Genomic DNA, 16,060 nt, shown 5'->3' with positions numbered 1-16,060 from the left:
GCAGTCAACCACACTGCGTCACAAGGGAGGTGAGAGGGAGGAACGCACCGGCTGGGCCCGATGCGGCGCCGAGTCCACGGCGCTGTCGGCACGCAGCGCCAGGAAGAGCCGGTGGTGCAGCAGACCGAGCCCCGGCTCGTCCGCCGGCAGCAGGGGCGCGGCCAGCTTCCAGTAGCGGGCCATCACGGGGCCGTCCTCGCGCGCGAGCAGCTCCGCGAGCCGCCGCCGGAAGTCCGGGCTGTCACGGGTGCCGAGCGCCGCCGCGTAGGCGGCGACGAAGCAGTCGAGCGCGCCTCCCCCCTCGGGTGGACGCCCACCGCGCACCTGGGCCCCCGCCAGGCCGTACGCCTCGTCCAGCGCTTCGTACAGCACGGTGGGCCGGTAGGTCTCCCCGGCCAGCGGTGGCCGCGGCCGCAATGACGGCACACGGTCCAGGCGGGGATCCGAGACCAGCGCGTGCAGGCGGCCGAGGGCGAGGACCTGCTCGGGGACCGGCGCCTGCGGCGGGGCCGGCACCACCGCGTCGAGCACCCCGGACACCAGGCGCGCGGGCAACCGGACCGGCAGCACCCGGCGCCAGAACCGGATCACGGCGTCCATGTCGGGAGGAAGGGTCAACGCCCCCAGCAACAGCAGCCGTTCTTCGCGCTCGTCGCCGCTGGAGTCCGCGAGGAGCCGCAGCGCGGCCTCCCGCCACCGCAGCGCGGCCAGTTCCCGCTCGACACCCCGCAGCCGTTCCCCGAGCACCTGCTCCAGAGCCCCGTCCCGGTCCAGCGCCCGCTCGACCTCCGGCACGGCGAGATCGAGGCTGCGCAACGACCGTATGACCCGGAGCCGTTCGAGCGCCTCGGGCCCGTACCGCCGGTGCCCGCCACCGCTGCGGCCCGCCTCCGGCAGCAACCCCCGGTCCGAGTAGAAGCGCACGGTCTTGACGGTCACCCTGGCGCGCTCGGCGAGCTCCCCGATGCTCCACAGCCCGTCCGACTGCACGACACGTCCCCCTCGGAGTCTCGACGGCCCGAACACCCAGCCTAGCGAGGCGATTCGACGCCCTCGCCCACCGGCTCTTGAAGCTCCCCCTGGAGGAGTTCCTAGCCTGCCGACGACCGCGGAGCCGCGCGGTACTGCTGACGAGGAGGCGGCATGACGGAGTTCGTACTGGTGGGTGGCCCCTTCACCGGTGGCTGGATGTGGGAGGAGGTGGCCGGACGGCTGCGGGAGGCGGGGGAGCGGGTGTGGCCGGTGACGCTCGACGGCGCACCCGACGCCGGACTGGCCACCCACATCGCGGAGTTGTCGAGGATCGTCGACCGGATCGAAGCCCCCCGGGTCGTGCTCGTCGGACACGACTACGGCATCCACCCCGTCCTCGGCGCCGCCGACCGGCGCCCGGAGCGGATCGCCCGGGTCGTCCACGTCGCCGCCGGCCTGCCCCGGGACGGCGACACCGCGCGCCAACTCGTTCGTGACGAGACCGTACGCACCCGGTTGGCACACGACGACGCCCCGGTGCGGCCGCCGCAGGGCCGCGCGTGGGAGCGCTGGGGCAGCACCGCCGGCCTGTCCGCCGAGGCACTCGGTCGGCTCGACCGGCTCGCGGTACCGCAGCCCGCCGCCACCTTCACCGAGCCGCTCCGGCTCACCGGCGCCGCCCAGCGGCTGCCCGCCACGGCGGTCCTCTGCACCGCCGACGGACCGGGCATCGACACGGTGGAGATGCTCGTACGCTCCGGTCCCCCTCAGTTCAGGGAACTCGCCGGTCCCCGGGTGAGCTACTTCGAACTCCCCACCGGGCACTGGCCGATGCTGTCCCGGCCGGACGAGCTCGCCGAGGTGCTGATCAAGGCGGCGGCGGGGGAGGGCCACCGTATCGCCGCACCGGACGACGATCCGGCCGGCCACCGCGAAACCTTCCTCCTCGATCCGCCCGAGGCGCCCCGGGAGCGCGTCGGCCGCCTCGACCTCCATCTCCCGCGGGCCGATCGTCCCCGGCCAGCCGTCCTCTTCGTCCACGGCGGCCCGGTGGACCCCACCCACCGGCCCACCCCGCGGGACACGCCCTTCTTCCTCGGTTACGGACGTTACGCGGCAAGCCGAGGTGTCGTCGGCGCGACCCTCGATCACCGCCTGCACGCTCTCACCGACTACGCGAAGGCGGCGGAGGACGTCGCGGAGGCCGTCGACCGGCTACGTGCCGACCCCCGAGTGGACCCGGACCGGATCGCGCTCTGGTTCTTCTCCGCCGGCGGTCTCCTCGCGGCGGACTGGCTCGCGGCACCCCCGCCCTGGCTGCGCTGCCTGGCCCTGACCTACCCCGTCCTCGCCCCACCGCCCGGCTGGGAGACGGTGGACGCCCGCTTCCGTCCCGTGGCCGCCCTACGCGGCGCCGGACGGTTGAACACGGTTCTCACCCGGGCAGGACGTGAACACCCCTCCTTCGCCGCGACGGTCGGGCAGTTCCTGGACGCCGCCACCGAGTGCGGGGCGACCGTGGAGGTCCTCGACGTGCCGCACGGCCGGCACGGCTTCGAACTGCTCGACCACTCCGAGGAGTCACGGGCCGCGGTGGAACGGGCGATGACCGCCGTCACGCGCCTGCTGGACACCTGAAACGCCGGCGTTCCAGGCCAGGCCCGTGACCGCCACGTTGCCGTGACCCCGCGGGCGCCACCCCACCCGATGGCGAGGGAGCGCGTCGCCCACGGCACCATGGAGGGTATGCGGACGCAACCAGTGCTGGTGTACGACGGCGACTGCGGCTTCTGTACGGCCTCGGTCGCCTTCGCCCGGAAGTGGATCAAGCCTCGCTGCGAGATCACGGCCCAGCAGGGCGCTCCCCTGGAGGCCCTGGGGATCACCCGTGGGCGGGCCGAGTACGAAGCGCTGTGGGTGACCCCGGACGGAAGGGTCCACGGAGGCGCCCAGGCGGTCGCCGGTCTTCTGTCGAGTGCCGGTGGTGGATGGGTGGTCGTCGGCGCGCTGCTCCGTCTGCCGCCGATGCGCTGGATCGCGCACGGCGTCTACCGCCTCATCGCCGCCAACCGCCACCGACTGCCCGGCGGCACCGCGGCCTGCGCGCTCACCCCCCGCGCGTCCGGGTCTAGCCGAGGTGCGAAACCTGGTAGTGCGTGATGTACCAGCCGTCTTCCGCGCGCTTGACCAGCACGGCCAGGTTGACGGTGAGCGTGGGCCGGTCGGTGAAGGAGAAGTCCACGCTCAGGTAGCCCAGGGCGAGGTCGTCCGCGAGCCGCCTGGTCTCGACCATGCGGTAGTCGGCGGTCAGTCCCAGGGGCTGTGAGGCGTAGTAGTCGGCCACGCCTCTGCGTCCCACGCTGTAGGGGTGCAGTCCTTGGAAGATCGCGTCCTCGGTGAACAGCGACGCGACCCGCTCCGGTTCATGCCCGTCGACGGCTGCCTTCCACCGGTCGAGGACCCCGCGCAGGATCGCCTCCGTGTCCGTCGTGCTGCTGTCCATCGTCGTGCTCCTGTCGGTCGGAACCAGCTGCGGCCGGGTGCTCTCCAGCGGACCGGCGCGCCCGCTCCTTCATCATAGCCGACCGGTCGGCTAATTAGCCGGATGCGCCGCGCGCCAGCATCGACGGACACGTGGGCCCCGACGGACGCGCACGGTGTTCCGCTAGGCGATGTCTTCAAATGATCTTGCTTGATAGGTCATGGTGGTCTGATTGGTCGCCATGAACTCTTCGATGGCGAGTGGGATTCCCGAGCGGGCCGACCGGGTCCGTAACCGGGCCCGGCGCGGCAGCCGAGGGGCCGCCCGCCGGCCTTCGACCGCGAGACATATAAGCACCGCGACGTCGGGGAACGGTGCTTCAACCGGTTGAAGCAGTGGCGTGGGATCGCCACCCGCTACGACAGGACTGCCGAGTCCTACGGAGCAGCCGTCGCCCTCGCATCACTCCTGAGGTGCGCCTTGACATTTGACGACACAGCCTAGGCCCGGTACGGGTCGTCGAGGGGCAGCCATGCGGCCGGGCCGTGGATGCCGAGGTCGCCGACGCCGTCGCACAGGGCCTCCACGACGGCGCGGACCGCGCCACGGACGTCGCTCCGACGCCACACCAGGGACCAGGTCCACCAGACCTCCGGGGCCACGACGGTGCGCCGGACCAGGTCGGGCGGCACCGGCGTGGTCTGCCCCTTCGGGCAGTTGACGACCGGCAGCCGGCTGCGCCGGACGTGGTCGAAGAAGGCCGGGCCGGTGATGCCGTTGTCGGAGATGCGCATCGCGCGCGCCCCGGTGTCCCGCGCCAACTGCTCGGCGTAGGCGTTCCAGGAGAACCAGGAGGTGGTGTCGTCGTCGAGGAGGACGACGGTGTCCCGGACCGCCACCTCACCGGTGTCGTCACCGGCGGCGACGGCGTACAACCGGTCGGCGCCGATGAGCCGGGCGTCCAGGCCGTGCTTCACGAGGTCTTCCGTCCGCACCCAGCACACGGCGAGGTCCAGGCTGCCGTCGGCCACCCGCGCGGCCTGGGTGTGCGACGGCGCGACCCAGGCGTCCAGGTGGACCTGGGCCACCGCGGAGGTGCGGGCGCTCAAATCCGCGGGGAGCCAGTTGACGTAGCCGAGGCGCAGTGGCTCGGAGCCGGACAGCCGGCGGGCATGCTGCTGGAGGTCGTCGGCCTGTGCCAGCAGGGCGCGCGTCTGCGGAAGCAGGGCGGTACCGGCCGCCGTGAGCGAGACCGAGCGGCGGTCCCGGTCGAAGAGCCGTACGCCGAGGTCGCGTTCGAGTGCCTTGATCTGCTGGGACAGGGACGGGCCGGCGATCAGGAGACGCTCGGCCGCCCGGCCGAAGTTCAGCTCCTCGGCCACCGCCACGAAGTACCGCAGTTGGCGCAGCTCCACACCGGCCATGCTACGTCCGGTAGGAGGTTCTCCCTACCAGCAGCGAGGAATCCGGTCGTGGCCTGGGCGAGGCCGGCGGGAGCACGCTGGGAGCCGGAGCCCGACGGTGTACGGGCGCACCCGGCCACCTCGCGGCGGTGCGCACGGTGTCCGGCCGTTACGTCCCGTACGACGGGTTCCAGCCCCCGCGGACCCGTCCACGAGGAATTTCCGGCCCCCGCGGACCCGCCCACGAGGAATTCGCCATGCCCGTACGACACCTGCGCGCCGCCCGGGCCCGAACGGGAGGCTCCCCTCCCTCGCCCCGGGTCCACGTCGCCCGGACCGCTGCCGCACTGGCGGCGGCGATGGGCATCGGCCGCTTCGTCTTCACCCCGATCCTCCCTCTGATGCACGCGCAGGCGGGGCTGTCGGCGAGTACCGGCGCGAACCTGGCCACCGCCAACTACGTCGGCTATCTGGCCGGCGCGCTCGCGGGCATCCTCGCTCCCGCGCTGGTCCGCTCACCGGCTCTCCTGCGCGCCGCCCTGGTCGTGCTGACCGGGACCCTGACCGCGATGCCCGCCACGCACGACGTGCGCCTGTGGATCGCTCTGCGCCTGCTGGCGGGAGCGGCCAGCGCCCTGGTCTTCGTCATCGCGGCCGCCTCCCTCCACGGCAACCTCCGCGGACACCCCGCCCACCTGTCCGGGTGGGCCTTCGGCGGAGTGGGTACCGGCATAGCGCTCTCCGGCCTCCTCGTCCTCGGGCTGCACTCCGTAGCCGACTGGCGGTTCGCCTGGTGGGCCTCGGCCGCACTGGCCGCCCTGTTCACCGCGGGAGCGTGGCACCTGCGCCCGGCGACGGCACCGGAAGCCGGTACGACGGCACCGGGAGTCGGCGGGCCGGCAGCGGAACGGTCGACCACGCGCACGCGCCGCTGGTTCACCACCCTGTTCGCCTCGTACACCCTGGAAGGCGTCGGGTACATCGTCGCGGGCACCTTCCTCGTCGCCGCGATCGAGCAGAGTTCACCCGGTCCGGTCGGCAACGCGGCCTGGGTGCTGGTCGGCCTGGCGGCCGTACCGTCCTCGGCGATGTGGGCGGGGTTGGGGCGCCGCTGGTCCCACCCCGACCTGCTGCTCGCCGCACTCGTCGTCCAGGCGGTCGGTATCGCCTTGCCCGCCCTGATCGGCGGGGCGACGGCCGCGCTGATCTCGGCGGTCCTGTTCGGCGCGACGTTCATCGGGGTCAGCACCCTCGCACTCGCCGCAGGCGCACACCTGCGGTTCCCGCGCCCCATCGCGCTGCTGACGGCCGGGTATTCCGTCGGGCAGATACTCGGCCCCCTCGTCGTCGCGCCGCTGATCCACCACGGCTACCACCGGGCCCTGATCCTGGCCGCCGTCGTCGTCCTGGCCGCCGCCGCGGCAGCGGGTCTGCTGCGCATCGGGTTCCCGAGCCCTGGCGTGGTGCCCCGCGCAGCCGCGCCCGGACAGCGCTCCGTCCACGAGTCCTGTCATGCGTCACCGCCTTGACAGGTGACGCGCCGGGGGCGCAGTCTGATGGCGACCGGGTCCTGTGGGCCGGTCGCCACGACGGAGAGGGAGCCACCATGGAAACCGAGTCCTCGTTGGACGCGGCAGCGGCAGCCCGGCACGCACGCTTCGGCAGGCTGCCGGACCGTATCCAGTTCCACGAAATGGTCGAGGAGAAGGTGGCCGAGCCGAACGCTTCGGGGATCGCCTCCTACAACCCGGAAGGGTCGTGGAATCACTTCTCGTGTCTCGCGCTGGATCTGGGGCTGTAGGCGTGACCAGTCCGTCAGCCAGGCGTCCGGATCGGTGATCCGCCGCATTCCCTGACGCCCGCATCGCACCCGGACGGAGCGTCCACGCCATGGGAACGACAGCAGAAGACCTCGCCGCCGGTCGCCGGTTATGTGGAGGAGCGGCCGGAACCGAGCATCCGGGCGCGGTTCTCCGCGAGGACGTCCTGCACCTTGCGCTCGACCTCCGTCGGGTCGACGCCCAGGGCGCGGCCCATGTGGATCGACCAGACCTCCGAGCGCACGTTGGTCTCGAAGTCGAGGTCGGCGCGGACGTTCTCGCGGGCGGCCTGGCGGTTCTGGCTCACCATCACGAAGGTGGACAGGAAGATCGCCTCCAGGCTGACGATCATGGTGAGCAGCCCGAAGGGGAAGGGGTCCCAGACGATCTCCTGACCGAACACGCCTTCGTTGCACACGATCCAGATCGTGAACCACGCCGCGTGGATGTAGACGAAGTGCATGGTGCCGGCGAAGGCGGTGATCGCGTCCGCGATCCGGTCCTCGGTCCCGCGCATCCGCGCGAGCACGTCCTGCTCTCGCCGCAGCCGCAGAGCCAGGCTGCCCGGACCGCCCGGACGGCCCTGTCCACCGGGGCCGCTCGCCGCATCGTCCATGCCCACTCCCGGCTGTCGTCGACGCCACCGGCCGACAGCGTACGGGCGTGCGGGTTCGAACCTCGCGACGACTGTCGGTGGACACACTCGAATGCACCGCGTGGTCGAGTGCGTCGCGTGGCCGAACCGGGACGGGCCGGGCTGGTCGGGGCGGGCGGTGTTCAGGCGCCCAGGGCATGGACCATGCTGACGATGGCGGTCATCTGCGGTGCGCTCTTCACGGCGTAGTCGGATCCGGTGTAGCCGAACCAGTCCCAGCAGCCCTGCGGGTTGACGGGCCAGAGGCTGGAGACGGCCTGCGGGTAGAGGACGACCAGGTCGTTGGTGTCGGCGTAGGTGTCGAGGTTCCCCTTCTCGGCGAAGGACGTGCCAGGGAGCTGCTGGGCGGACAGGTAGTCGTGCAGGGCCACCACCGGCTTGCAAGGAGCGCCGCTCGCACAGGCCGGCGGAACTCCAGGCTCCCTATTAGGTCGGTCTCGGCGGCGATCGCGGCCTGCTCGGCTTTCCAGAGCCGGTAGCGTCGACGTCCGCGGTGATCAGCAGCCGGGACCCAGGAGAGGATCGTGCCGGCCGTGCGCCTGCCGGCAGCGGCGGATCGAGGCGACCGCGAGCGCGGCCCTGTCGTTGTCGCCCCTCAGCCGGTGTTCGCGCTCATGCCAGAGATTCCGTTCACCCCGGCCCTCTCAACCGGCTGGTCCGCCGATTGGTGGAATCACGGCGGCAGTTGACGGGACTGGAATGGGACTACGCAATTCCATCCATCCATCCCGAACCGAGAGGCGCGAGGTTTCCCTCATGCTCAACACCCGACGTCACATAGCCCGGATCGCCGGCGTCTCCTGTGTCGCCGCACTGGCCGCCGGAACGGTCGGCGTGGCCAATGCCGAGGCGGCACCCATGCCGAAGGCCCAGGCGGCCGCGCCCGCGACACTCGCGCACTACCAGCCCTACCCGCACGGGCCGAGCAACTGGGGGTACTGGCAGTGGTGGCTGTGGTGGCACCACTACTACTGGTGCTTCCCGCCCTACTGGCACCACTACCAGGACAACTGGCCTTACGACGGCCCGTGGCAGGACGGTGGCAACGGCTACGGCAACACCCAGGGCGGCAACGGCAACACCCAGGGCGGCACTCAGGGTGGCTACGGCAACACCCAGGGCGGCACTCAGGGTGGCAACGGCAACACCCAGGGCGGCACCCAGGGTGGCTACGGCAACACCCAGGGCGGCACCCAGGGTGGCGGGGACGGTGGCAACACGCAGGGTGGCACCCAAGGCGGCAACGGCAACACCCAGGGCGGCACGCAGGGCTGACGGCCGAGGGGGCCGGCACCGCGCATGGGCCACCTGTGCGCGGTGTGGGCCCTTCCGAGGGTCCGACGGCCTGATTTGTGGCTGACCACTGCGGCACTGCTCGTACCGGCAACCGCCGCAACCGCCGACACCGCTGTTGCCAGGCGTCCGCTGCCCGTCGTACCTCTCATCCGTGGGACAAGCGGATCAAATGCCAGGCCAAGGACCGACCGGCCTGAAGAGGCGGCGGCCGTGAACCCACCGCCGCCCCAGCTGTTGGCGTCTTCGAATCCGAGAGAGCGCGGGACGGCTTGGCGGTGCCGCCCCGGTCCTCTACGGTCCAGCAGAAGAGTTCGACGCCGTACTGGCCCGGATTCAGGCAGGGAATCTTTGCCAAGCGCGACGTCTATGAGACCCGCGAAATCTCAGCGTTCTTCCACGACGGGTCCGAGAGGCCGTCACGTGAGTTCGTGGACCAGTGTGAGGCCCGCGCACGCCGGCTAGTCGACGGCACCAGGTTCGCGGTGAACCGGACGAGCGTCTGGTCGAGCAATGCGGCCTCGCGACAGCTGCCGTATAACCGGCGCACGGGGGAGTGGCTGGAGGAGTTCGTAGACGGTGAGGCGCCGCTCGAGATGGGGGGAGCAGCTGCAGGGCCTGGCGGAGCGTCATGGCATCAGCATGAGCGACATCGAGTTGCGGGACTACCTGCCGCCGCCTCCTGCCAGCCCCTGGGCATGCCGCTGTTCGTCGACTGCCGCTCGCCGGGCGGCGGCCCGTGCGTTTTCCAGCCAGGTCCCCACGCGGTATCCCTGGTAGGTGGCGTCGGTCGGTGCTGCGAGGTGCCCGTTCTCGGCAGCCCAACCACGGGCTGCGGCGAGGCCTTCTCGATCGTCCGGCAGCCCCCTCGTGTGAGTGATCTTCTCTCAGCCTGCTTCCCGGGGCCGGCAGCGGAAGGCGGGGCGTGCAGGTCGGGGGAAGAAACCGTCCTGCTTTCTGCCGAGCCCTGTCCGGAAATCCGTTTTGGACATACATTCCCCTTTCTGTGCCTAGCGGGCGGCGCGAGCATCAGTTGGGGGTTCGCCTCCGGGCGGGCGTAGACGATCCGACCTTGGAAGAAGAGCGCGCTATGACGGCGGAGCAGGAACGTCTGGGCGGCTTCGAGGGGCGATCCGGCGAACGGTGAAAGGGATGACGATGACCACTGCCCAAGGGGCGGCCACAGGTGGTGAGCAATCTGCCTCCTCGATCAGCACGGTCGCGGGGACCGGGGTTGCGGGGTTCAGCGGCGAGAACGAGCCTGCTGTTTCGGCTCAGTTGCATCGCCCGTACGGGATCGCGGTGGACAGCACCGGCACCCTGTACTTCTCCGACCACAGCAACCACCGGATCCGGAAGATCACGACTGACGGGAGGATCAGCACGGTCGCGGGGACCGGAGGCGCGGGCTACTCGGGTGACGGCGGCCCTGCGGGTTCGGCCCAGGTGAACTGGCCGCGTGCGGTGGCGGTGGACAGCGCGGGCACCGTCTACATCACCGACACCAACAATCACCGGGTCCGGAAGATCACGGCCGACGGGAAGATCTGCACGGTCGCCGGCACGGGTGTCGCCGGCTTCAGCGGGGACGGCGGCCCCGCCGTCGACGCCCGGCTGCACACTCCGTTGGGGATCGCGGTGGACAGCAACGGTGTCCTGTGCATCACCGACCACGGAAACCACCGGATCCGGAGGGTTACGACTGACGGGAAGATCACCACGGTCGCGGGGAACGGGGTCGCGGCCTTCTCAGGAGACGATGGGCCGGCGATCTCAGCCCGGCTGAACGCTCCGCACGGTTTGGCGATGGACGGTGCAGGTGGCCTCTACATCGCCGACTACGGCAACCACCGAGTCCGGAAGATCACAGCCGACGGGAAGATCAGTACGGTCGCCGGCAAGGGCGTCGCGGGGTTCAGCGGTGACGGCGGCCCCGCCGCCTCGGCCCAGCTGAACGGCCCGGTAGACGTAGTAGTCGACAGCACCGGCACCCTCTACGTCTCCGAATACAACAACCACCGTGTCCGGAAGATCACTGCGGACGGGCAGATCAGCACGGTCGCGGGTACTGGGGTCGCAGCCTTCGGCGGGGACGGCGGACCAGCCGACGCGGCGCGGTTGTACAACCCGTTCGGACTTGCTGTGGACTGCGTGGACACCCTCTACGTCGCCGACTTCGTCAACAACCGGATCCGGAGGATCGCGTCGGCGAAGATGGCCGGCCGGCCCGAGTCGGGCACTGTGGTCTGCGTTGCCAACGTCCGCAGCAAGCTGCGGATGGCGGTCCTGCGCGAGTCCCTCAAGGACGGCGCCGAGATCCACCAGCTGCTCGCCGTCCCCAGGGATCACCAGCGGTGGCGGCTGGTTGCGGCGGGCCAGGACAACGGCGACGTCCTGTACCGGCTCGAGAACGTGCGCAGCGGCAAGGTCCTGGAAGTCCTCGGAGCGCAGGAGGCGTCCGGGGCGGTGGTCGCGCAGCGCACCTATGAGGGTGCTGACGCTCACCATCAGCAGTGGAGGCTGATCCCGGTGGGCCCGGTGAACGGCACTTCGCGGGTGTACGAGATCGCGAACCGCAACAGCGGTCTGCTGCTGCGGGTCGGCACCAATGCCCGTACGGCGATCACGCAGGACGGGTCGGAGGGCGATCACCAGGGCCGCCAGTGGCAGCTGCTTCCCGTATGACGCACGTGGGGGCAGGGGCGGTCTCGCCCCTGCCCCTCTGCCGGCGCGTGCGCTACTTGGGCGGGTCGTCGGCGGCCGGCTTGAGCGTCTTGGGTGTCCGGGGCGGCTCCGGTTCCCCGGCGTCCGGTTTGGCCGCCTGGGGGGCCGCCGGGGCTTTGGGGGGCTTGGTGAAGTCGCTCTTCGTCGGCCTGTTCTCCAGGTCCTCGTCCTTTTGCAGGCCCCTGTGCCCGGTGACCGTCGTGCTCGACTCCTGCATGCCGGCGGCCGCGGCCGCGGACACCGAGCCGGGATCCTGGGCGTACTGGGACTGCGTATCGGCTGACGCCTGGGTGGTCTGGATGAAGGAGCCGAGGAAGCCCAGGATCGCGCGGGCTTCCGGAGACGTCTCCTGCACGATCTTCGCGCGGGAGGAGGCGCCGTGGATCGCGCTGTCGAACAGGCTCGTGCTTGTGTCGTCGTATGTGCTGTCGTCGGCGTCCTCGAAGTCGACGCCGGCACCCGGCTGCGGCTTGGTGCTGTCGGTGGTGACGGAGAAGAGCCTCGCGCTCCTGCCCGCAGAGCCGAAGATGTTGTCGAACACCATGATGGTCATCCCTGGAAGTCGTGGCGGCGGCTTGCGCCGGTCAAGGCTGCTTGTGCAGGGCTCGGTGGCTGTCGGCCATGCCCTCGCTGTCGAACATCGTGTGATGGACGTCCAGAGCGGAGACGACCTCGGCCCATCCGTGCATCAGGAAGCCGCCGCCGGCCAGATCGATGTCGCTGATGGGACGGGCGACCACGTGGTCGAGGCCGGGGTGGTTCCCGGGCTGGGGCGGGGACAGCACCGCCACCGGCACGTCGTACTTCACCGCGATCAGCCCGGAGAACGTCACCGGGATCTCATAGCAGTACAGCTTGCGGCACCGCCGCTGCGTGACGATGGTCTCCACGCGGGAGCCCGGCGGGACCTTGCCGGAGATCTGCGACTTCGAGGCCCAGCTGGTGGTCAGCGAGCCGCCGACCGAGCCCGAGATGCCCAGCAGCAGCGAGGCGTTGAGCGACGCGGACCCCGTCGCGCTGCCCTGCGTGGTGAACCCCACCGAGTTCGTCACGGTGTTCGCCGCGGAGTTGCCCGCCGAGTTCGTCGTGGCCGTGTCGGTGGCGTTGGCGTTGTCGACCCCGACGTTGTCCTTGCTGTTCTTGTTGGTGACCGTGGTCGTGTTCTTGTTCGTCATGTCGTTGCGCAGCTGGGTCGCCAGCTGCGACTGCAGGTCCAGCCGAAGCTGGTTCTGCAGCATCAGCTGGAGCTGCGCGCTGACGCTGCCGCCGAAGGTGAGTTTGGCTTCCCCGTGGAGCTGCCACGTGACCCCGTTCGACACGGTGAAGTCGACCGAGTCGGTAAAGGTCATCTCGGACGTCTGGCTGCGGTTGACGTAGGCGCGCGAGGAGAACGTGTCCGGCGGTGGCTGGCTGATGTCGCACCGCTCCTCGATCAGCGGCTCCCCGAGGTTCATGTAGGAGAGCCACCCGAGCTGGTGCGCACTGCCGGGGAAGACGCCGAAGCTCGACTTGTTCACGGAGAAGCCGGTGGGCTTGTGCTTCACACCGTTGTCGTCGACGTAGACCAGGTTGGGATGGTTCAGGAGGGACTGCCAGCTCTGCTGAATGTTGAGTTCCCGCAGGTTCTTCTTCGTCAGCGGCTGGCGCTTGGCACGTGCCAAATTGTACGCGGTGGAAGACATCACCCGTCCTCGACTGATTCCAGTAGAACCGCGCCCGGCGAATAGGGCAATACATATGCGCGCGATCCGGCAAACAAAAGTACCAGCAACCAAATTTCCAAGGGAAGGCGTCTGCCGCTATCACGCTCAATCGAGTGACTAAGCCGTCCTGGCTGCTCAAGTACCCAAGTTTCAGGGTACTTTGAGGAACAGTCGGCCGCTTGGCCTGGGCGGATCGCGGGCAACCCTGCCCTCAGGTTCTCACCGAATACGGCCATGAATTACGCTCGCCATTCGGTTTCCCAGCCGTTTCCGGAACCGCTTAGGAATGCGCCGCTTCGACTGCTCGCATTCCCTCCGCAGGCGGGGCGCCGAGTGCCCGACTCAATATTCCCGCATCACAAAAAGATGAGGTTGGCGCGATGTACACCCAAGAACGCACCACGATGACGAATCTGGTGGTCGGCGGCCCGGTAGCGGTCAACAGCTACGACAACGCGATCGTCGCGGCCCTGGTCGAGAACCGGCCGGTCATGCTCGTCCACGCCTTCAACGGCGGCTACCTGCGACCCGCAGAGCTGAAGGAGGAGAGCCACGACAAGGGAGTCAAGCTGGCCACCATGCTCGACGCGGCCACCAAGGAGGCGAAGGGCCACCTCTGGTACATCACCCCCGCCGGGTTCTTCGGACAGCGGCCGCTGTACGTGCTCGAGAGCGCCGCGGGCCAGGTGACACCCAAGCCGGCCGCTGCGGGCAACGCCGACGCCGGCCGCGGCGACGACGGCACACCCAAGCCGCAGCGCAGGCGCATCACCGTCCACCAGGAAGCACCGAAGAGCACCTGCGACACCGTCCAGGTCGGCCTGCCGGACAAAGTCGGGGACAAGTGGCGCGGGAAGAACGGCGCACCGGAAGACACCCAGCTCTGGATCGTCACCGTCACCCCGTGGGGCGGGATCACGTTCGTCCCGATCACCCACCCGGACGCCATCCTCGGCTTCAAGGACCACGCAGTGGCGGCCGACGGCGAAGTACGGGTCACCTACAACTGGGGCGGAGACTTCACCGGCACGGTCATCAACACCTTCTACCCGCGGCTGCCCAACGAGTGGGACGTCCCCTACCACCACGTCTTCACGTGATCCGCGGCCACCACCACGCCGCACCCTCCCGCATCAACGGCCCAACCGCCTGGAAGAGGCAGCACCATGCCCGTTCCCACGGAAGAACTGAAGCTTCAGATCATCAACGCCGCCACGGGGAAGACTCTCGCCACCAAGGCCGCGCCGGGCGCGGACGGGGCACTCGCCGTCCGGGACTTCCCCGACGACGGCCCCAGCCCCCAGCAGTGGCAGCTCACCCCCGTGCCCGCCGCGCAGGACGAACAGGCGTATGTGATCCGCAACGCGGCCAGCGGCAAAGTACTCGACAACCCCGCCGCCGCCGACCGCGGCGCCCGCCAGCAGGACGCGGCCGCCGGAAAGAAGAGCCAGCAGTGGCACATCGTCCCCGTCCACGGCGAAGCGGGCCTGTACTTCATCGAGGCCGTGACCGACAGCGCCGTCCTCGACCTCGCCCACCCCGGCGACGAAACCCGCGTCGTCCTCAGCGACTACGACGACAACGCGGAAACCCAGCGCTGGCGGTTCGTCACGGCCGAGCCCCAGCGCACCAGCGACCCCGCGCTGCGCTGGGCACCCCTCAGCCACTGGAACAGCCGCCAGTCATGGCGGCTGGCCCGCTCGACCGCCCTGCGGCCGGCACCCGACGCCGCCCCCTCCTTCAGCAACATGCTCCTCGTCCTGAACCAGTTCGGCAGCGACCAGGACGCCGGCGGATGGAAGAACACCGGACCCAGCCCCTCGCCCAGCGGACAGGCAGGCTGGTGGGCCGGGCTCGGCGCCCGCTTCCTCGCCGACCCCACCGGCGCCGGGCACGCGGACATCGTCGGCCTCAAACCCGCGAAGGGGGCCGTGACCTCGTCCAGCAGAGGCGACGGAACATTCGACGAAACCGAGCACGTCCTGCACCCACCCGCCCCCACTGCGACCCCCGCGGACCTGTGGACCCTCATGGACACGACGGGCGACGGCCGGCCCGACATCGTCGTGCTCGCCGCCGACGGTGTGCGGGTCTCCGCTCAAGACGACGCCGGCACCTTCGCGCCCGCAGGCGGCAAGCTGGTCCTCAAGGCCTTCGGACACGGCAGCCAGGCGGGTGGCTGGGTCGCGGACAAGCATCCCCGCTTCCTCGTCGACACCACCGGTGACGGCAGACTGGACATCGTCGGCTGCCACGACGACGGCGTCTGGATCTCACTCCAGGACGAAGACGGAAACTTCACACCGCTCGCCGACGAACCGGCCCTGCGAGCCTTCGGCCACCACGAGAAGGCGGGTGGCTGGGTCGCGGACGAGCATCCCCGCTTCCTGGTCGACACCACCGGTGACGGCAGACTGGACATCGTCGGCTGCCACGACGACGGCGTCTGGATCTCACTCCAGGATGAAGACGGCACATTCGCCGACCCCCTCTACGTCCTCGACGACTTCGGCACCGACCAGGGGTGGAGCTCGACCGAGGAATACCCCCGCTTCCTGGTCAGGACCACCGGCGACGAGACAGCGGACATCGTAGGGTTCGGCCCGCAGGGCGTCGTCGTCGCACGCGGGCACGGCGACGGCACGTTCGAGCCCCCGAAACTCGTCCTGAACGACTTCGGCTCCGCCCAGGGGTGGACGAGCCGCAAGCACCTCCGCTTCCTCACCGACGTCACCGGCGACGGCAACCCCGACATCATCGGCTTCGGCAACGAGGGCGTCTGGGTGTCCCACAGCCGCGGCGACGGCCGCTTCGACCAAGCCCAGCTGGTGTGCCGCGGGTTCGGCGACAACGACGACGCCGGCGCCTGGCGCGTCGACCGCCATCCCCGCTTCCTCGCCGACATCACCGGTGACGGACGCGCCGACATCGTCGGCTTCGGCGGTCCAGGCGTATACGTGGCCCGAAACCTCTACCGCCGCTTCAGAACCCGATAACCCGCAACTGTT

General features: G+C 70.1%; 16 protein-coding genes and 1 pseudogene. 9 read left to right on the top strand and 8 right to left on the bottom strand.

Annotated elements, in window-relative coordinates; genetic code table 11:
• Nucleotides 1-18: 18 nt before the first annotated feature.
• Nucleotides 19-990 carry a MerR family transcriptional regulator gene (locus N8I86_RS01920; RefSeq protein WP_263276892.1) on the bottom strand — a complete coding sequence of 324 codons (972 nt, stop codon included), beginning with the start codon at nucleotides 988-990 and terminating at the stop codon, nucleotides 19-21.
• 153 nt (nucleotides 991-1,143) lie between these two features.
• Between N8I86_RS01920 and N8I86_RS01915 the strand changes: the two genes are divergently transcribed.
• Entirely contained in the window at nucleotides 1,144-2,610 is a 1,467-nt protein-coding gene (locus N8I86_RS01915; protein ID WP_263276891.1) for an alpha/beta hydrolase, read from the top strand.
• Between the two features lie 108 nt (nucleotides 2,611-2,718).
• Nucleotides 2,719-3,132: a thiol-disulfide oxidoreductase DCC family protein gene (locus tag N8I86_RS01910; protein ID WP_263276890.1), complete on the top strand. Its 414-nt coding sequence runs from the start codon at nucleotides 2,719-2,721 to the stop codon at nucleotides 3,130-3,132.
• Here the strand turns inward: N8I86_RS01910 and N8I86_RS01905 are convergent.
• The gene (locus tag N8I86_RS01905) at nucleotides 3,101-3,475 is read right to left on the bottom strand and encodes an SgcJ/EcaC family oxidoreductase (RefSeq protein ID WP_123439252.1); all 375 of its coding nucleotides are present in this window, start codon (nucleotides 3,473-3,475) and stop codon (nucleotides 3,101-3,103) included. The genes N8I86_RS01910 and N8I86_RS01905 overlap by 32 nt on opposite strands.
• 244 nt (nucleotides 3,476-3,719) lie before the next feature.
• On the opposite strand from N8I86_RS01905, the pseudogene N8I86_RS39200 reads away from it, so the two are divergent.
• Nucleotides 3,720-3,958 (top strand): annotated as a pseudogene (locus tag N8I86_RS39200) (hypothetical protein); the annotation flags it as partial.
• Here N8I86_RS39200 and N8I86_RS01900 read toward each other — a convergent pair.
• Nucleotides 3,955-4,878 (bottom strand): LysR family transcriptional regulator, encoded by a 924-nt coding sequence (locus tag N8I86_RS01900; protein ID WP_317633582.1) that lies wholly within the window; start codon nucleotides 4,876-4,878, stop codon nucleotides 3,955-3,957. The pseudogene N8I86_RS39200 and the gene N8I86_RS01900 sit on opposite strands and share 4 nt — an antisense overlap.
• Before the next feature lie 338 nt (nucleotides 4,879-5,216).
• Between N8I86_RS01900 and N8I86_RS01895 the strand changes: the two genes are divergently transcribed.
• Both N8I86_RS01895 and N8I86_RS01890 read left to right on the top strand, forming a co-directional pair.
• Complete coding sequence (locus N8I86_RS01895; RefSeq protein ID WP_263280039.1) at nucleotides 5,217-6,386, top strand: YbfB/YjiJ family MFS transporter; 1,170 nt, start codon at nucleotides 5,217-5,219, stop codon at nucleotides 6,384-6,386.
• Between the two features lie 77 nt (nucleotides 6,387-6,463).
• Nucleotides 6,464-6,658 carry a hypothetical protein gene (locus N8I86_RS01890; protein WP_263276889.1) on the top strand — a complete coding sequence of 65 codons (195 nt, stop codon included), beginning with the start codon at nucleotides 6,464-6,466 and terminating at the stop codon, nucleotides 6,656-6,658.
• Nucleotides 6,659-6,786: 128 nt separating this feature from the next.
• Here N8I86_RS01890 and N8I86_RS01885 read toward each other — a convergent pair whose 3' ends face one another.
• Both N8I86_RS01885 and N8I86_RS01880 read right to left on the bottom strand, forming a co-directional pair.
• The gene (locus tag N8I86_RS01885) at nucleotides 6,787-7,293 is read right to left on the bottom strand and encodes a DUF1003 domain-containing protein (RefSeq protein WP_079192553.1); all 507 of its coding nucleotides are present in this window, start codon (nucleotides 7,291-7,293) and stop codon (nucleotides 6,787-6,789) included.
• A 161-nt stretch (nucleotides 7,294-7,454) separates the two neighbouring features.
• A complete protein-coding gene (locus tag N8I86_RS01880) occupies nucleotides 7,455-7,706 on the bottom strand; it encodes a hypothetical protein (RefSeq protein ID WP_263276888.1) in 252 nt (83 codons plus the stop codon).
• Nucleotides 7,707-8,088: 382 nt separating this feature from the next.
• Between N8I86_RS01880 and N8I86_RS01875 the strand changes: the two genes are divergently transcribed.
• Entirely contained in the window at nucleotides 8,089-8,607 is a 519-nt protein-coding gene (locus N8I86_RS01875; protein ID WP_263276887.1) for a hypothetical protein, read from the top strand.
• Nucleotides 8,608-9,290: 683 nt separating this feature from the next.
• On the opposite strand, the gene N8I86_RS01870 is transcribed toward N8I86_RS01875, so the two are convergent.
• Nucleotides 9,291-9,488 carry a helicase associated domain-containing protein gene (locus N8I86_RS01870; RefSeq protein WP_404830868.1) on the bottom strand — a complete coding sequence of 66 codons (198 nt, stop codon included), beginning with the start codon at nucleotides 9,486-9,488 and terminating at the stop codon, nucleotides 9,291-9,293.
• Nucleotides 9,489-9,783: 295 nt separating this feature from the next.
• Between N8I86_RS01870 and N8I86_RS01865 the strand changes: the two genes are divergently transcribed.
• Nucleotides 9,784-11,310, top strand: a complete 1,527-nt coding sequence (locus tag N8I86_RS01865) for an NHL domain-containing protein (protein ID WP_263276886.1) — start codon at nucleotides 9,784-9,786, stop codon at nucleotides 11,308-11,310.
• Nucleotides 11,311-11,362: 52 nt separating this feature from the next.
• On the opposite strand, the gene N8I86_RS01860 is transcribed toward N8I86_RS01865, so the two are convergent.
• Both N8I86_RS01860 and N8I86_RS01855 read right to left on the bottom strand, forming a co-directional pair.
• Nucleotides 11,363-11,893, bottom strand: a complete 531-nt coding sequence (locus N8I86_RS01860) for a hypothetical protein (protein WP_073896816.1) — start codon at nucleotides 11,891-11,893, stop codon at nucleotides 11,363-11,365.
• Between the two features lie 40 nt (nucleotides 11,894-11,933).
• A complete protein-coding gene (locus N8I86_RS01855; RefSeq protein ID WP_263276885.1) occupies nucleotides 11,934-13,031 on the bottom strand; it encodes a hypothetical protein in 1,098 nt (365 codons plus the stop codon).
• Between the two features lie 401 nt (nucleotides 13,032-13,432).
• Between N8I86_RS01855 and N8I86_RS01850 the strand changes: the two genes are divergently transcribed.
• Both N8I86_RS01850 and N8I86_RS01845 read left to right on the top strand, forming a co-directional pair.
• Entirely contained in the window at nucleotides 13,433-14,152 is a 720-nt protein-coding gene (locus tag N8I86_RS01850) for a hypothetical protein (RefSeq protein ID WP_263276884.1), read from the top strand.
• A gap of 66 nt (nucleotides 14,153-14,218) precedes the next feature.
• Nucleotides 14,219-16,048 (top strand): FG-GAP-like repeat-containing protein, encoded by a 1,830-nt coding sequence (locus tag N8I86_RS01845; RefSeq protein ID WP_263276883.1) that lies wholly within the window; start codon nucleotides 14,219-14,221, stop codon nucleotides 16,046-16,048.
• Nucleotides 16,049-16,060 lie beyond the last annotated feature (12 nt).

Source organism: Streptomyces albidicamelliae (assembly GCF_025642175.1).
GTDB lineage: Bacteria > Actinomycetota > Actinomycetes > Streptomycetales > Streptomycetaceae > Streptomyces > Streptomyces albidocamelliae.
This window is presented reverse-complemented; position numbering and strand designations above follow the sequence as displayed.

Excerpts from the sequence above, each read along its gene's own strand:
- N8I86_RS01860 (WP_073896816.1), bottom strand. The coding sequence starts at position 11,893 with ATGGTGTTCGACAACATCTTCGGCTCTGCGGGCAGGAGCGCGAGGCTC.
- N8I86_RS01905 (WP_123439252.1), bottom strand. The coding sequence starts at position 3,475 with ATGGACAGCAGCACGACGGACACGGAGGCGATCCTGCGCGGGGTCCTC.
- N8I86_RS01885 (WP_079192553.1), bottom strand. The coding sequence starts at position 7,293 with ATGGACGATGCGGCGAGCGGCCCCGGTGGACAGGGCCGTCCGGGCGGT.
- N8I86_RS01875 (WP_263276887.1), top strand. The coding sequence starts at position 8,089 with ATGCTCAACACCCGACGTCACATAGCCCGGATCGCCGGCGTCTCCTGT.
- N8I86_RS01915 (WP_263276891.1), top strand. The coding sequence starts at position 1,144 with ATGACGGAGTTCGTACTGGTGGGTGGCCCCTTCACCGGTGGCTGGATG.
- N8I86_RS01910 (WP_263276890.1), top strand. The coding sequence starts at position 2,719 with ATGCGGACGCAACCAGTGCTGGTGTACGACGGCGACTGCGGCTTCTGT.
- N8I86_RS01890 (WP_263276889.1), top strand. The coding sequence starts at position 6,464 with ATGGAAACCGAGTCCTCGTTGGACGCGGCAGCGGCAGCCCGGCACGCA.
- N8I86_RS01845 (WP_263276883.1), top strand. The coding sequence starts at position 14,219 with ATGCCCGTTCCCACGGAAGAACTGAAGCTTCAGATCATCAACGCCGCC.
- N8I86_RS01895 (WP_263280039.1), top strand. The coding sequence starts at position 5,217 with ATGGGCATCGGCCGCTTCGTCTTCACCCCGATCCTCCCTCTGATGCAC.
- N8I86_RS01865 (WP_263276886.1), top strand. The coding sequence starts at position 9,784 with ATGACCACTGCCCAAGGGGCGGCCACAGGTGGTGAGCAATCTGCCTCC.
- N8I86_RS01850 (WP_263276884.1), top strand. The coding sequence starts at position 13,433 with ATGTACACCCAAGAACGCACCACGATGACGAATCTGGTGGTCGGCGGC.
- N8I86_RS01900 (WP_317633582.1), bottom strand. The coding sequence starts at position 4,878 with ATGGCCGGTGTGGAGCTGCGCCAACTGCGGTACTTCGTGGCGGTGGCC.
- N8I86_RS01855 (WP_263276885.1), bottom strand. The coding sequence starts at position 13,031 with ATGTCTTCCACCGCGTACAATTTGGCACGTGCCAAGCGCCAGCCGCTG.